This is a genomic window from Streptomyces sp. NBC_01551 (assembly GCF_026339935.1).
Taxonomy (GTDB): domain Bacteria; phylum Actinomycetota; class Actinomycetes; order Streptomycetales; family Streptomycetaceae; genus Streptomyces.
In genome coordinates this window covers 3424905-3439361 of sequence record NZ_JAPEPX010000001.1, presented here as the reverse complement: position 1 = coordinate 3439361, position 14457 = coordinate 3424905, and the positions used below count along the sequence as shown (strand labels likewise).

The 14457-nt window shown below is 72.2% G+C and carries 14 protein-coding genes and 1 pseudogene; 11 read left to right on the top strand and 4 right to left on the bottom strand.

Annotated elements, in window-relative coordinates:
- The first annotated feature begins 8 nt into the window (after window positions 1-8).
- From OG982_RS15425 to OG982_RS15375, 11 genes and pseudogenes are all read left to right on the top strand, one after another.
- Window positions 9-1361 carry an acetyl-CoA carboxylase biotin carboxylase subunit family protein gene (locus OG982_RS15425; RefSeq protein WP_266948729.1) on the top strand — a complete coding sequence of 451 codons (1353 nt, stop codon included), beginning with the start codon at window positions 9-11 and terminating at the stop codon, window positions 1359-1361.
- Window positions 1361-2644 (top strand): acetyl-CoA carboxylase biotin carboxylase subunit family protein, encoded by a 1284-nt coding sequence (locus OG982_RS15420; RefSeq protein WP_266786517.1) that lies wholly within the window; start codon window positions 1361-1363, stop codon window positions 2642-2644. Before OG982_RS15425 ends, OG982_RS15420 begins: the two co-directional genes overlap by 1 nt.
- On the top strand, window positions 2641-3723 hold the full coding sequence (locus tag OG982_RS15415) for an LLM class flavin-dependent oxidoreductase (RefSeq protein ID WP_266948728.1): 1083 nt from the start codon (window positions 2641-2643) through the stop codon (window positions 3721-3723). Before OG982_RS15420 ends, OG982_RS15415 begins: the two co-directional genes overlap by 4 nt.
- Complete coding sequence (locus tag OG982_RS15410) at window positions 3720-5030, top strand: MFS transporter (RefSeq protein WP_266786521.1); 1311 nt, start codon at window positions 3720-3722, stop codon at window positions 5028-5030. The genes OG982_RS15415 and OG982_RS15410 overlap by 4 nt, the downstream gene beginning before the upstream one ends.
- 43 nt (window positions 5031-5073) lie before the next feature.
- Window positions 5074-5580, top strand: a complete 507-nt coding sequence (locus tag OG982_RS15405; RefSeq protein ID WP_266949925.1) for a flavin reductase family protein — start codon at window positions 5074-5076, stop codon at window positions 5578-5580.
- Between the two features lie 3 nt (window positions 5581-5583).
- On the top strand, window positions 5584-6483 hold the full coding sequence (locus tag OG982_RS15400) for an EamA family transporter (protein ID WP_266948726.1): 900 nt from the start codon (window positions 5584-5586) through the stop codon (window positions 6481-6483).
- A gap of 86 nt (window positions 6484-6569) precedes the next feature.
- Window positions 6570-6830 (top strand): hypothetical protein, encoded by a 261-nt coding sequence (locus OG982_RS15395; protein ID WP_266786525.1) that lies wholly within the window; start codon window positions 6570-6572, stop codon window positions 6828-6830.
- 31 nt (window positions 6831-6861) lie between these two features.
- Window positions 6862-7473, top strand: coding sequence for a hypothetical protein (locus OG982_RS15390; RefSeq protein WP_266786527.1), 612 nt, complete (start codon window positions 6862-6864; stop codon window positions 7471-7473).
- 145 nt (window positions 7474-7618) lie between these two features.
- Window positions 7619-7789: a hypothetical protein gene (locus OG982_RS15385; RefSeq protein WP_266786529.1), complete on the top strand. Its 171-nt coding sequence runs from the start codon at window positions 7619-7621 to the stop codon at window positions 7787-7789.
- A 60-nt stretch (window positions 7790-7849) separates the two neighbouring features.
- Window positions 7850-8092, top strand: a pseudogene (locus tag OG982_RS15380) (TetR/AcrR family transcriptional regulator); the annotation flags it as partial.
- A 17-nt stretch (window positions 8093-8109) separates the two neighbouring features.
- The gene (locus OG982_RS15375; protein WP_266786532.1) at window positions 8110-8616 is read left to right on the top strand and encodes a DUF5990 family protein; all 507 of its coding nucleotides are present in this window, start codon (window positions 8110-8112) and stop codon (window positions 8614-8616) included.
- On the opposite strand, the gene OG982_RS15370 is transcribed toward OG982_RS15375, so the two are convergent.
- Genes OG982_RS15370 through OG982_RS15355 form a run of 4 tightly spaced genes read right to left on the bottom strand, consistent with a single transcriptional unit; the run spans window position 8576 to window position 14443 of the window.
- On the bottom strand, window positions 8576-10309 hold the full coding sequence (locus OG982_RS15370; protein ID WP_266786534.1) for a type IV secretory system conjugative DNA transfer family protein: 1734 nt from the start codon (window positions 10307-10309) through the stop codon (window positions 8576-8578). The two genes, OG982_RS15375 and OG982_RS15370, sit on opposite strands and share 41 nt — an antisense overlap.
- Before the next feature lie 2 nt (window positions 10310-10311).
- Complete coding sequence (locus tag OG982_RS15365) at window positions 10312-11658, bottom strand: PQQ-binding-like beta-propeller repeat protein (RefSeq protein WP_266948724.1); 1347 nt, start codon at window positions 11656-11658, stop codon at window positions 10312-10314.
- Between the two features lie 22 nt (window positions 11659-11680).
- Entirely contained in the window at window positions 11681-13750 is a 2070-nt protein-coding gene (locus OG982_RS15360; RefSeq protein ID WP_266948723.1) for a peptidoglycan DD-metalloendopeptidase family protein, read from the bottom strand.
- A 6-nt stretch (window positions 13751-13756) separates the two neighbouring features.
- A complete protein-coding gene (locus tag OG982_RS15355; RefSeq protein WP_266948722.1) occupies window positions 13757-14443 on the bottom strand; it encodes a hypothetical protein in 687 nt (228 codons plus the stop codon).
- Between the last annotated feature and the right edge of the window lie 14 nt (window positions 14444-14457).

Sequence of the window (14457 nt, the reverse complement as noted above, 5' to 3'; positions counted from 1 at the left end):
AGACCACGATGCCGCTCGAACCAACGCGGTTCCTGATAGTCGACTACAACTTGAGCCGCATCGACGACGTCCGCCGCATGCGGGACCACGTACACCGGGCGCACGGCGCCGCGGTCACCCTGGTCCGCGCCCACCCCACCGACGCGGACCGGCTCATCTGCGACGAGGTCATCGACCTCGACCCGCTGCGCCCGGACTTCGCCGAGGCCGGCGAGAAGCTGCTCGGCGAGCGCCGCGAGGAATTCGCGGCGGGCATCGTCTTCTCCGACAACGCGGTGCGCGCCGGCGCCGAACTGCTGCGCCGTCTCGGCCTGGCGGTGGACTCCCCGGACCTGGCGGAGGCCGCGTTCTGCAAGCTGGCCTACCGTCGCGCGGAGGACGGGGCCAGGGCGCTGCTCGCCGCGCAGCGCGTCCTGGTGCCCGGGTTCGCCCGGATCGAGTCGATGGACGGGCTGCGCGAGTTCGCGGCCCGCCATCCGGACGGTTTCGTGGTCAAGCCCACCAAGGAGGGCAACAACCGCGGCGTGGTGCTGGTGAGGCCCGGTGACGACCTGGGGGCGGCCTTCGCCGAGGTGCTGCCCTACCTCGCGGACGGTGTGATCTGCGAGCAGATCATCCCCTACCGCCGCGAGTACTCCTACGACGGGCTGGGCCGGCTGTCGTTCGTCACCGAGAAGCTGAGCGCGGCCGGACGCTACCCGGTCGAGTTCGCCCAGGTGCTGCCGGCCCGGGTCACCGAGACCGGCCTGGCCTCCCTGGAGCGGGCCGGGCGGGGGGCCAACGTGCTGGTCGGCCAGTGCGACGGGCCGTTCCACAACGAGATCAAGCTGAGCGACGACGACCGGTACGCGGCGGTCGTCGAGCCCAACCGCCGCCCGGCCGGCATGAAGATCTGGTCGCTGGCGCACTGGGTGTACGGGATCGACCTGTACGCGGCGTGGGTGGACTCGGCGTTCGGCGGCGATGCCCCGGGCGTCCTGCCCGAGCCGTCCTGCTCGGCGGCCACCGTGATGCTGGGCGTCTCCTCGGACCGGCTGTTCTCCCGCGAGGACCTGCGCCCCGGGGCCACGCCGTTCGAGGACGCGCTGGCCGAGACCGCGCGGGCGCTGGACCTGCGCCCGGGCGAGCTGCGGGCCCGCGAGTTCGGCTGGCTGGTGACCGGCCGGCGGACCCTGCACGCCCAGCCGCGGGACAACGCGGACTTCGCCGCCCAGGGCTGCCTGACGCTGCACACCGACCGGGTCGACATCCGGGACGTGGTGCGGACCCTGCGGGAGGCCTGGCCGACCGCGCTCGACGCGGCCTGCGGCCGCGACCGGGCCTTCTTCCCCGACCCCGCGACCGAACTGGAGGCCTGCTGATGGACATCCTGATCCTGCACCGCGTCCCGTACCCGAAGATCGAGTACGCCCGGGGCATCGACCACGCCCGGCATCGCGTCACCTACCTGGGCACCCGGGCGGCGCTCGCCACCCTGCCCGTCGGCCTGCCGTGCGAGCGCGTCGAACGGCCCGGCGAAGGCGCGGCGTTCGACGAGGCAGCGGCCTGGCTGGACGGCGTACGGCGCCCCTTCGACCGGATCATCTCGCTCTCCGAGTACGAACTCCTCGACGCGGCCCGGCTGCGCGAGCGGTACGGCGTACCCGGCGCCCCCGTCGAGCAGGTCACGCTCGCCCGGGACAAGATCCTGATGAAGCAGGCCGTGGCCGACGCGGGCCTGCGAGCGCCGCGGTTCCTGTCGCTGGCCGACTTCCTGGAGCGGGGCGGCGCCGCGCCCTGGACCGGGGCCACCGTGCTCAAGCCGCACCGGGGCGCCTCCAGCGTCGACGTGACGGTGTTCAGCAGCGCCGCCGAGGCCCACGAGGCCGTGGCCGCACGGCGCACCGGCGTCGGCGAACTCGACGCGGCCGAGCGCACCGGTGCGGTGTCCGGGTTCGAGGTCGAGGAGTTCGTGGAGGGGCCGGTCCGCCACTACGACGGCCTGGTCGAGGGCGGCAAGGTGCTCGCCCTGGGCGCCAGCGAGTACCTGGGGACCTGCCTGGCGTACGCGCAGGGCCTGCCGATGGGCTCGTTCCAGATCGACTGCCCCGACGAGGTGCGCGACTGGGTGACGGACGTGCTGGCGGCGGTCCGCATCGAGGACGGCAGCTTCCACCTGGAGGCGATCGTCCACGACGGGGAGCCGGTCTTCCTGGAGGTCGGCAACCGGGTCGGCGGCGCCGACGTGGTCGCCGTCTTCGAGCTGGCCACCGGCATCCACCTGCCCTCCTGGGAGCTGCGGATCCTGCTCGGCGAGCAGGTCGCGGACGCTCTGCCCCCGCCGCCGGCGGAGCGCTCCTGGTACGGCTGGTTCGTCCACCCCGGACACCACCTGGCGGGCGAGGTGTTCGACGGCTTCGACGGGGCCGGGGCGTACCGCACCGCACCCGAGACCGTCACCTGGCACGAACTCACCCCGGGCAGCCCGCTGCCCGGCCACATCACCTACGGCGCCCACGAGACGGCGCTGGCCGGGATCGCGGTCACCGCGTCCCCGGCGCGCACCCGGGACTGGATGGCGGGACTGTTCCGGTCCCTGCGCATACGGACCACCACCGGCGCCGCCGGGAACCCGAAGAAGCAGCAGAGCGGAGTACAGGCATGACCGAGCTCAGGATCCACTGGGGCTCATCGCTGGACAGCGGGCAGAAGAAGGGTGCCGAGAAGTACCGCTCGGACCTGCTCGACCTGGACGGCGCGGTGGAGTACGCGCAGGAGGCGGACGCCCTCGGCGTGGAGTCCCTGCTGATGGCGCAGAGCTACAGCCTGCCCGACCCGCTGCCCGTGCTCGGGGCGCTGGCGCGGGAGACGGAGAAGGTCCGCTTCATCCTGGCCTACCGGCCCGGACTGCTCTCCCCGACGCTCTTCGCGCAGCTGGTCAACACCGTCTCGTGGATGTCGAAGGGGCGCATCGCGCTCAACCTGGTGGCCGGGATCTCCCCGGTGGAGCAGGCGTACTACGGGGACTTCCTCCCGCACGACGAGAGGTACGCGCGGGCGGGCGAGTTCCTCGACGTCCTGCACCGCTTCTGGCGCGGCGAGACCCCGCTGACGTACGAGGGGGAGCACTACCGGCTCAAGGACGCCCAGCTGGGTCTCGGCTACTGGGGCGGCGACCGGCCGGAGATCTACGTCAGCGGCGCCTCCGAGATCGCCCAGCGGACCGCGCTGACCCACGGCGACTGCTGGTTCCGGTACGGGGACACGCCGCAGGCCATCGCGGCGGCCGCCCGGCCGTTCCGGGAGCGGGGCGTGGGCGTCGGCCTGCGGATGCAGGTGCTGAGCCGCCCGACCCGCGAGGAGGCGCTCGCCGACCTCGCCGAGGTCATGCGGGGCGCGGACGAGAACCACCGGGCCTTCGTGGCGGACTTCGTCGCCGCGGCGGACTCGGCCGCGGTGAAGAACTCGTTCCGCCTCGCCGAGGAGGCGGGCCACGGCTGGATATCGCCGGTCCTGTGGTCCGGTGCGGTCGCCTACCGGGGCGGGCCCGCCCTGTGCCTGGTCGGCAGCCACGCGGAGATCGCCGCCGAGCTCATGGCGTACAAGGCGGCGGGCGTCACGCAGTTCATCTTCTCGGGCTGGCCGGCCCGCGACGAGATGCGCCACTTCTACACCGGCGTGCTGCCGGTGCTGCGCGACCTGGAGAAGACCGAGGCCGGTTCGGGCGCGGCGGTCGTCCGATGAGCGGGCTGCGGCTGCGCCGGGCGCTGTTCGCCGGCGGGGTGCTGCTCGGCCTGATGTCCGAGCAGCTGGTGCTCTTCAGCGTGCCGCTGATCATCTTCCAGGAGTCCGGCAAGCTGTCCCTGCTCGGCCTCGCCTACGCCGTGGAATGGCTGCCCTGCCTGCTGGTCTACCCGTTCGCCGGGCTGATGGCGGACCGGGACGGCGGCACCCGGCTGTTCTCCCGGGCCAACACCGCGCGCGGCGTGGTCCTGGCCGTGACGGTGGCGCTCTGCTTCGCCGCGCCGTCCTGGACGGTCGGTGTGCTGATGGTCAACGGAGCGCTGCTGTCCACGCTGGTGGCGCCGGTGCGGATGTCCATCGAGAAGACCGTGCCGCAGCTCGCCTCGAAGGAGGATCTGCCGCGCACCCAGGCACTGTTCCAGAACATGGAGCTGCTGGCGATGGCACTCGGTCCGGGGCTGGCGGTCCTGGCGGTGATGGTCCTCGGCAAGATCTGGCTGCTGGGACTGGCGGCGCTGATGTTCCTGGCCGCCGCGGCCTGCTGGCTGAAGCTGCCGCGCGGCACCCGCACCGCGGGCGCCGGCACCGTACGGGGCAACCTGGGCGAGCTGGGGCTGGGCTGGAAGCTGCTGCTGGGCAACCGCCCGGTGATGCTGCTGGCGAGCCTGAACTTCGCGATCAACCTGGTCTTCGCCACCATGCTCGGCGCCAACGCGGCGGTCGTCACGGACGTCCTGGGGGCCCCGGAGTCGTCGTTCGCCCTGCTGAACATGCTGGTGGGGGTCGCCGGACTGGTCAACCTGCTGATGACACCGCGGCTGCTGAAGCGCTTCGGGGTGTGGCTGCTGGGCGTGCTCGGCTACGTCGTGATGTGCGCGTGCCTGCTGGTCCTCGGGTTCGCCCCGACCTTCACGGTGTACGCGCCCGCGTTCGTGGCCGCGCTGTGCGGCGTCGCGTACTTCAACGTGTTCAACCGGACCGAGCGGGTCAAGGTCATCCCGCAGCAGCACCTGGGCAAGGTGATGGGGCCGTTCTTCCTCATCGGCCTGCTCTCGTACCCGATCGGCGGTCTGCTCATCAGCAGCGTCGGCGCCGCCATCGGCCCGCAGCGGCTGGTGAGCGTACTGGCCGTGCTGCTCAGCGCGTTCGGCGCGGTCGCGCTGCCGCTGACCATCCGCAGCTTCCGCCGGGCGGTCGCCGCGGCGGACGCGGACGCCGACGCGGGCGCCGACGCCGACGCGGGCGACAAGGCCGGCGCCGACGCGGCCGGCGACAAGGCCAGCCCGGAACCCGCTCCGGCCGCCTGAGCGGCCCGTACGTACCCACACCTGAGGAAAAACCGTGACCGTAATGGCCCAGGACACGTCCACACCTGTGGACGGCCACACCTTCCGCGAGGCGATGGCGCTGCTCGCGGCCCCGCTGACCATCGTCGCCACCCGTGACGCACACGGGCACCGCAAGGGCTTCACCGCCTCCGCGGTGACCTCGGTGTCGCTGGACCCGCCGCTGCTCCTGGTGGGACTGTCCAACGACTCCAGCTGCCGGGCCGCGCTCACCGCCGCCGCGGGGTTCACCGTCAACGTGCTCGGCTCCCACCACGCGGCGGCGGCCCGGCAGTTCGCCTCGCGCGGCGTCGACCGGTTCGCCGGCCTCGGCTTCGAGGACTGGACCGGCACGGACCTGCCGTACCTGGCGGACGCGGCGGCGGTACTGCACTGCCGTACCGCGGACCTGATCCCGGTCGGCGACCACCATCTCCTCATCGGCGAGGTCACCGGGGTGCGCACGCACGGGGTTACCGAGCCGCTGCTGTGGCACCGCCGGGGGTTCCACTCCACGCGAGAGGTGGGGTGAGCCGTGAAGGGCCGGCACATCGCACTCGCCGTACTGATCACCGCGATCTGGGGCGTCAACTTCTCGGTCATCAAGATCGGCCTCACCTCGGTCGACCCGTTCATCCTGGCGGGCATCCGCTTCACGCTCTGCGCGTTCCCGGCGGTCCTGTTCATCCGCCGGCCCGACGTCCCCTGGCGGCATCTCGCCGGGTACGGGCTGGTGTTCGGGGTCGGCCTGTGGGGGGTGGTCAACCTCGGCGTGCGGGTCGGGCTCTCCGCCGGCATCGCCTCCCTGGTGCTCCAGGCCAGCGCGTTCTTCACGGTCTTCCTCGGCGCCTTCGTGTTCCGGGAGAAGCTGACCGGCCTGCAGTTCGCGGGCGCCGCGGTCGCCCTGACCGGCCTGGCCTGCACGGCCTTCATCACCGACGGCAGCGTCACCCTGGCCGGGATCGGCCTGGTGCTGTGCGGCGCGGCGGCCTGGAGCGTGGCCAACGTCGTCATGAAGAAGGCCGCCCCCAAGGACGTCCTCGGCTTCCTGGTGTGGTCCTGCCTGTTCTCGCCGGTACCGCTGTTCGCCCTCGATCTGCTGGCCAACGGCACCGACGGCTACACGCGGCTGGCCGAGCAGGCGGACCTGACGGCGGTCGCCTCGGTCCTCTTCCAGGTCTACCCGAACACGCTGTTCGCGTACTGGATGTGGAACTGGCTGCTCAGGGAGTACCCGGTCTCCACCGTCGCCCCGCTGTCCCTGCTCGTCCCGGTCTTCGGCATCGTCGGCTCGATGGTGCTCTTCGACGAGGAGCTGCCCGCCGCGAAGGCCCTGTCGCTCCTGCTGATCGTCCTCGGTCTGCTCGTCGGCCTGTTCGGCGGGCGGATCGCCGCCGCCGTCGCCGCGCGGCGGCGGGCGGAAGTCCGCGCTTGACCCCGCCCCTGCCTGTTGTACCCGCTCCGCCGTTCCCGCCGTTCCCGCCGTTCCCGCCGTTCCCGCCGTTCCCGTTGGAGAAAACGATGAGCTCGTACGCACCGACCCGCCAGACGCCGTCGATGATCCCCGGAGTGGTGGACGGCACCATGGGCCTGTCCCGTGACGCCGAGGGCAACGTGTCGCTGCACGTGTCGATCCGGGACAGCGGCGACTACGTCGAGCTGATCCTGACCGAGGAGCACGTCCGGGAGCTCGGCGCCCAGCTCGTCGCCGGCCGCCCCGACGACGCGTTCCTGGCGCCCTGCTCGGTGGGTGTCCGCCTGGCCTCGCCGTTCCGGGCGTGACGGCCGCCTGCCGGGCCGCGTGGATGGCCGCGTGGTGACGCCGCCGGCCCCGGACGCGGTGCACGTCTGGTACGGCGTCGGGGGCGGGGAGCACACCGCCCGCCGGGCCGATGTCGCGCTGCTCGGGCGGGAGGAGAAGCTGCGCGGCGCCCGCATCGCCCGCGACGAGGAACGGGTCTGGTTCTTCGCCGCCCGCGCCGGCGCCCGGCGCGCCCTGGCCGAGCACCTGCGGGTGCCCCCGGAGCGCATCGGGCTGCGCTGGGACCCGGCGAGCGACTTCCGCGCCGCCCGGCTGACCGGCGCTCCCGATACGCCCGGCACCGGCGCGCCGGTGGTCGCCGTCGCGCACCACGGCCACCGCTGGCTGCTCGCACTCGCCCCGTACGGCCCGCTCGCCCTGGCCGTCGGCGCGCCCGGCCCGCCGTCCGATGCCGCCGCGCGGCTGCGGGCCGTCGTCCGCCGGACCGCCGCCACCGCCCGCGCCCCGCACCTCCCCCGCGCGGCCCTCGCGGTCGCCGACCTGCCGGACCACGGCCCCGCGCCGGTGGCCCTCGCCCACCACGCCGCACTCGGCGTCTGTCTTCCCTGCGCCGCGCACGCCCCGCATTTCGGCCGATCGTCACGAATGGCGACTGATCGGTGACGTGTGGTCAGTGGCAGCTGCTTTCATGGGTCGGTCGCGCGGGGAGGCGCAGCGCGACCAACGAGGGGGATGCGGCCGTGCCCTGGATCAACGCGTACGTGAAGTCGCACGGCACCAAGGCCGGCAGCCGTCTCCGGCTTCCTCCGTGGCCCGACGGGAGACCGCTCCGCCGGGCCTGATCGTCGCCGGGGTCTTCGTCCTCGGCAACAGCTCCACAACGGCCGGGGCGGATGCGGACCCGGGGCAGCCGGCACCCCGGCCGGAGCCGACGGTCTCGTACCCGATCGCCTTCCCCGGCATGCCGAGCGGCCGGTGACGCGGCGCCCGCCCGCGAGGCGACGCAGACGCGGTGGCCGTACCCGGCGCCGCAAGAACGCCCATCGACAACCCCGACGCCGCCGAGGACGCCCTCGCCGGTCTGATCCGGCAGGCGCAGGACTCCGCGCCGGCCGACCCCGGCGTCGACGCGCGCACGGAGGCGATCAGCCTGCTCGCCATGGCGGCGGCGATGGGCACCAGCATCCTGGTGGGCCGGCGCGGGCCCGATTCCGCCACCGGGGTGCTGCGCCACCACCTGGACCGGATCTTCACCCCCACCGGCTCCGGGGCGAGCGCCTAGCCGGGCAGGATGGGGCCATGGAGATGCGGATCGAGGGCGTCGACCTGCCGGGGCGCACGTGTCCCGCCGGGCCGGGGTTCCCCGGCTACGGCAACGTGCACGTCGCCGTCCAGCGACGGGGCCGGGCGGACGACCTGCTGGATCCGCACCCCGGCGACGCCGTGTCGGCGCTCTGGACGCTGGAGTGCACGGCGACCGCGACCCCGACCGGCTCGGGGGTCGACCTCAAAGGGCCGTACGTCCAAGGCCGCCCCGGGGCCCGCTTCGTCTACCTGACGTGGGGCAGCGTGGACGGGGAAACCGGAACCTTCGCCATGTTCCGCCGCGCCAAGCTGATGCTCGACGCCATCGACCCGGACACCGCCGCCGCCGCGCTGAACACCGGAGTCCTGCACGCCCGCCTGCGCCTCACGGACGGCTGCGGCCGGCCCCTGTGTGCACAGGTCCGGCCGCCGCTCGTCGAATGGTCCGCGGACCCGGCCGTCAGGCGGCGCCCGGGTCGTGCTTGGCCAGGGAGGCCTTGACCTGCTGGGCGTACGGGCCCTCCCACCACGGGATCGTCTCCACCAGGACCGGCTTGGTGCCCGAGGCCAGGACGAGGGCCCGGCCCGGGGGCATCGAGCCCAGGTCGGAGACCTGCAGGACGCGCTCGCGGCGGACGGACTCGTTCACCGTTCGGTTGCCGGACCAGCCGCCGAACTCCGCCTCCTGCGTCGCGGAGTAGTCGCGCAGCTCGTACTCGCCCGCCAGCTCCGAGAGGTCGCCGAGGAAGCGGGTGTCGGAGACACCGCCGCCGTAGACGCGGACGTTCGCGGCGGACCAGAGCTTCTCCATGCCGCGGTCGCCCCACACCTCGACGCCCTGGGCCCAGGACTGGAGGATCGTCATCAAGATGATGCCGCGCGAGCCGTAGTGCGAGTAGAGGTCGGGCAGGGCGCGCCAGCGGCAGACGTTCGCCGCCTCGTCCAGGACGCCGACCATCGGCAGCGGCAGCCGGCCGCCGCGCTGCGTGGTGGCGTACTCCTCGGCCGCCTCGACGACGGCCACGGTCAGGGCCGTGACCAGCGGGCCGGCGGAGTCACTGCCCTCGCGGGAGAGCGAGTACAGGGTGTTGCCGCTGCGGACGAACTCGGCGGGGTCGAGCTCCGGGCGGTCGTCGGCCGGGCCGAGCGGCGTCACCCACTTGTTGACCTCGGGGTTGATCAGGCAGGACGCCATCTGCTGGGCGACGCCGTAGATGCCGCTGCGCTGCTTGTCGGGGGCCGTGATGACGCCCGAGAGGGCGTCGGCGGGCATGTGGTGCCCGGCGCCGCGCAGGATGCGCTCGGGGGTGTCGTCCTTCGGGTTGGCCAGCCAGCCGTAGATCTGCGTGATGGGCGCCTTGGCGCAGGCCGCCGCGAGCAGCAGGTTGGCCAGGAGGTCCTGTCCCGCCGGGTCGAAGAACGCGTCGGTGGACGCGTCGGCGTCGCGCGAGCCCGAGGCGAAGTGGTCGGCCAGTTTGCGGGCCTTGGCGACGTCGGTGACGTACGACAGCGGGTTCCACCACCAGGCCGTCGGCTCCTGCGCCACCTGCTGCGGGTCGAAGACCCACACCTGGCCGCGGGCCTGGCGGGGGCCGCGCGTGGCGTCGACGATGTCCCGCTTGTTGGAGGTGACGAGGACGGCCCCGGGGGCGTCCAGGATCGCCGGGATGGCGCGCCGGGTCGTCTTGCCGGTACGGGGGCCCCAGATGTCGACGTGCATGTCCTCGAACGAGCCGTACAGCGGCTGCCGGCCGCGCAGCGACCGGCCGATGAAGACGCCGGGCACCTGGCCCCGTACCCCGAGGCGCTCCGCGGTCGCGGCGGCGCCCTTCATGGTGAGCTTGCCGAGGTCCGAGCCGCCCGCCATGTGCCGGGCCGCACGGTCCACTTCCGGCTTGTTGCGCATCCGCTGGATGATCCGGTACCCGGCGGTGACCAGGCCGGCGAGGAGCAGCACCTCGGCGGCGGCGATGGCGCTCGCGGCGCCGCCCGGCCACCCGTAGTCGCCCTTGGCGAGGGCGATGGCGAAGGAGAAGGGGTTGCCCGGGGGCTCCGGTTCGTCGGCGAACGACGCGCCGAGGCGGGCCGCGAGCCACGCGCCGCACAGGAGGGCGAGGACGCCGACGACGAGGAGGACGATCTCCGTCGTCCAGTCGTTGTCCGCGCGGGGCTTCTTCTGCTGTTCGGGGGCCATGCTCAGGACGTCCCTTCCGCCGGGGCAGTGTTGGACCGGAAGACGTGGAGGGCCTTCGCGTCGGTCAGGATCCCGAATCCGTTGGTGGTGAACTGGGGGATCTGGTCGTAGGTGGAGAGGGGCTTGCCGGTGCGGGCGTCCAGGGTCTGCTGGCCGTCGACGCTCGCGTACAGCACGCCGGAGGGCGAGATCGCCGCCGGACGCAGCGGCTTCTCCTCACCTCTGCGCCACAGTTCGCGGCCCGTCTCGATGTCCCAGGCCACGGTCTCCTTGCCGAACTCGCCGACAGCTGTCTTCCCGTCCGGGGACAGCACGGTGAATTTTTCGGAACCCGGGCTGTTCAGGAGCACCGACGGTCCCTGCGACACCTGGCGGCCGGTGGCCAGGTCGACCACGGCGATCACCGCCTTGTCGGATCCGTACTTCGCCGTCCACAGGACGATGCCCCGGTCGCCGCCGAGCGGCTTCAGGATGGCCGTGGGGTGATTGCCCTTGGGGTTGATCTCCGCGATGGCCTTCGGCGGCTCCGTGTCCCGGGTGGACCACGCCTGCTTGCCGGTGCGGCGGTCGGTGACGACGAGGTAGCCGCCCTTGGTGTCGTAGTGGTCCTTGGTCGCGGGGGTGTAGCCGAAGCCCGGGCCGATGTTGTTCTGCGGGTTCACGTCATTGACGGTCAGCTCGGCGCCGCCGCCGATCGGGGCGTACTTGACCTCGAAGTTGCTTGAGCTCGGCAGCTTGACGTGCCCGTCCACGACCGGCAGGTTCAGGTACTCCTTGCCGCGGAAGACGGAGCGGCCCAGCTCACGGCCGTCCGGGGCGTACATGGTGTACGTGACCTGCGTCGGGTCCTGCGCGCGGACCGAGCGGATCAGCAGGGCCGGCGAGCCGTCCTTCCAGCGGCCGACCGCCGCGGGCTCGCCCGACATGAGGGCGTCGAAGGCCGCGCGCTCCTTGCCGGTCCCGGCATCGAGCAGGCGGGTGACCGACTTGGTCTCCTGGGCACCGTCGCCCGTCTCCTGGCGGAGCTCCTCGGTGACCACCACGGCGTCCCCGACGGCGCACAAGCCCACGTCGGCACCGCCCCGCTGGGTCTCCGTGGCGTCGATGGGGCACGTGGTGCGGGTGTCCGCGAGCTTGGCGCGGGACCAGACCGGCTCCTTGGACAGTCCCGGGTCGGGCTTGCCCTCGTACACCGGGGCCATCGGCGAGGCGGACGCCCCGGCGGACGGCGACTTCGAGGCGGTGGCGCCGCCCTTGGAACCGTCCGAACTGTCCGGACCACAGCCGGTCGTGAGGCCCAGGACGAGGGCGGTCCCCGTCGCCAGCGCGAAGGCGCTGCGCTTGTTCATCAATGTCTCGTCTTCCTGCTCATCAGTGCGCACCACTCTCGGCGGCGCCCTCGCCTGACGTTCCCGCCGGGATCGGCACCCGGTGCACGGCAACGATCTTGGACTGGACGTCCCAGGTGCTGAACTCCACGTTCTTGCCGGGGCGCGGCGCGTGGAGGATCTTCTTGGTGGCCGGGTCCCAGACCACGGCGACGTGGTCCGAGTTCCCCTTGCTGGGGCCGAAGTAGATGAGGTCACCGGGCTTCGCCTGGCTGAGGTCGATCTCGCTGCCTCGGAGGATGCGTTCCTGCTCGTACGTGGTCGTACCGATATCGATCTTGCCGCCGCTGGCTTGGTAGTACATCCACTGCGTGAAGCTGGAGCAGTCGAAGGACGTGGGGTTGTCACCCTGCAGACGGGTCGCCCCCCAGACGTACGGCTTGCCGATGCCGCGCTGCGCCCAACGGAGCGCCGCCCGCACCACCGCGTCGTCGACGTCGGGCACCGCACCGGTGGAGCCCGCGCCGTCCGGCAGGACGGCGGTGCCCTTGCCTTTCGCCGCGCAGTCGCGGTACGCGGCATCCTTGGCCTGGTCGTTGCTCCCGGGCACAGTGCCGTAGTCCGGGTTGGCCGTGATCTTGCCGGCCAACCATGCCTCGGGGTCGATCATGCCGGGGCCGTTGTCCTGGCCACTGATGAAGGGGTTGTCCACGCCCGGGAGCCGCACCTCCCAGTGGAGGTGGGGCCCGAACGTGTTGCCCGTGAGCCCGACCGCGCCGATCTGGTCACCGCGCTTGACGGTGTCACCGTTCTTCACCGAGACCGTGCTCTGGTGGGCGTACAGCGTGATGACGCCGTTGGCGTGCTCAATGTGGGTCTCGTTGCCGTACGAGCCGCCGCTGGCGGTCTTCACGACCTTGCCGTCGGCGGGGGCGTAGATCGGGGTGCCGACCGGGGATTCCAGGTCGAGACCGGTGTGGTAGCCGAGGCTCCACGCCGAACCCTGCTTGTGATACGGCGTTCCGATCTTGTACGTGCCCTCCTTCAACGGCCACTGCCAGTCCTTCCCGCCCGACGAAGCGGGGGGGTCGTCCGGGCGGAACGGGGCCGCCAGCGGGCGGGAGAACGCGACCGGCGCCATGGCCGTCGTCGTGCCCTGGCCGCCGCCGTCGAAGGGCGGGGTGGACCAGCTGCGGGCACCGGCCGAGGGGATGCTCAGCGCCTCGGCCGGCTGCGCGTTGTTGCCGACCGGCTCGGGGATGTCCGAGGCCTTTCCGAGGACCGGGAAGTCCGGGTTCTTGTCGACGGTGTTCTTCAGGTGCGCGTACCAGCGGCTGATCAGGTCCTTGTCGCCGGTGAGGGTGCCGCGGTAGCGGGCGGACTGGGTGAGCACCACGCGGGGGTAAACCGTGTTGTTCTTGAGCGATCCGGAGTAGGACAGCAGCGCGTCCCAGGGTTCCGACTCCACCTTCAAGGCATGCATGTAGTTGGCCGCGGCGTAGGCCGCGTCGTCGATGTTGTAGCGGTCCTTCTTGCCGTCACCGTTGCCGTCGTCGCCGTAGCCCCGCCACGCGTCGTCGCCGAACTGGAGGAGGCCCTTGTAGCCGAGGCCGTTGTCCCCGCCGGAGGCCGCCGACTTGTCCTGCCCGTACTTGGTCTCCTGGTACATCTGCCCGGCGATGATCGTCCAGTCGAGGCCCTCGTAGCGCGCGGCCGCCCGCATCGAGGCGAGGATCATCCTCGGGGGTATCTCATCGCGAGCGGTGTCGCTCGGCATGTACACCTTGCCGGCGGGCATGATCGGGTTCGTCGCAGCCTTGTCTCCGGTGTTGCCCGTTCCGGCGTTGTCCGCGTAGTCGCCGCAAGCCGCCATGGCGGCGCCGCTTCCCAGGCCGCCGACCATGGCGGTGAGCATGATGACGAAGACGAGACCGAAACCGACGATCGGGAGGCCCCCGACGCCGGCGACGAGCAGCCACTTGAGGTTGTTCTTCTTCTTTCCGCCGCCCCCCTTCCCGCCGCCCTGTCCCGAGGCGAGTTCGGCCGCGCCCTTGGCAGCCTTCGCCACCTTGACGGCCTTCGATGCGGCCGCCAGTACGGCAGGAGCCACCACGGGCGCTCACTCCCCCTTCGGCTCGGGCGCGCCCACGTTGCCCAGGCCGTAGATGTCGAAGCCGGTCACCTGCCACTCGCCGCTGCTCTTGCGGGCGCTCACCAGCCAGGTGTTGGTCTCGGCCTCGGTCTTCTTGCCGTCGTCCGAGCGGGTCGCGGTCACTTCCACCACGCTCGAGATCGTCTGGCCGCTGCCGCGGGCGAGTTCATCGGCGATCAGCGCGTCCCGGAGCACGACAGCCTTCCCCTCGGACGAACACTTGGCCTGCTGACACACCGCCCACGCCTTGCCGGAGGGGAGGACGGTCCGCTTCTTCATCTCCACGTTGCTCGAGGTGCGTTCCAGCAGCGGAGGCACCCAGGAGGCCGTCGTATCGGTGTGCTTGAAGGTGCTCAGGCCCGACATGTACTCGGACATCACGCGGTGGGCCGCGGCCAGATCGTCCGGCGTGACGATGGGGGGCACCGCGGCGGCGGACCCGGACTGCGGCGCGGCCCCGCCGGCAGCGGCACCTGAGCCCGATGCCGTGCCCGCGCGTCGTGTGGCCGTCGCCGCGGGCGCCGCCTTGGCATCGCCCTCGTCGTCGTCCTCACCGTTGAAGACGGTGAAGACGACCAGGGTGCCGATCAGCAGGGCACCCAGCAACACCAGGGCCAGTACCGCACTTCGCTTGTTCTCGGCAGGTGAATCCACCGTCCCGGGCCTCC